Annotated in this window: 1 protein-coding gene; it reads right to left on the bottom strand. The window is 64.5% G+C overall.

Annotated elements, in window-relative coordinates:
- A partial coding sequence (locus tag NE591_RS12475) for an aminotransferase class I/II-fold pyridoxal phosphate-dependent enzyme (RefSeq protein ID WP_256156772.1) occupies positions 1–426 on the bottom strand: 426 nt, incomplete at its 3' end.
- Between the last annotated feature and the right edge of the window lie 11 nt (positions 427–437).

The following is a 437-nucleotide window of genomic DNA, read 5'->3' as shown; positions in this document are numbered from 1 at the left end:
GTCCACGTGGTAGCCGTTCTCCTTCTCCAGATGCAGCTCGTCCACCGCAGCGCCGCACATCTCGGGGATGGAGTAGAGCTGCTGGTAGGTGGGCATGACCGATACTACGTGATCGCCCGGGTTCACCAGCGTCGAGAGCACGAGTGCGTTGGCGCCGGCGGCCCCGTGGGTGGGGATGATGTGCTCGGGCGCCACGGTGTGGTAGAGCTTGGCGATGCCGGAAAGCAGGTCGGGGCGACCCTCGATGTCGCCGTAGGTGAGGCGGCGCGCCGCGAAGGCGTCCAGAAACGCCTGCTTGTCGCCGCCGGTCAGCTCGAAGAGCTGGTCGAGGGACAGCGAGTACACGCACGTCTCGGCGACGTTGTAGGTGCACTTCGTCTCCCAGAGGATCATCCACTGCTCGACTTCGAAATCCTTGATCTCCATGGGGGTTCTCC

It is taken from the genome of Adlercreutzia sp. DFI.6.23, from assembly GCF_024462535.1.
GTDB classification, from domain to species: Bacteria; Actinomycetota; Coriobacteriia; order Coriobacteriales; family Eggerthellaceae; genus Adlercreutzia; species Adlercreutzia rubneri.
This window is presented reverse-complemented; position numbering and strand designations above follow the sequence as displayed.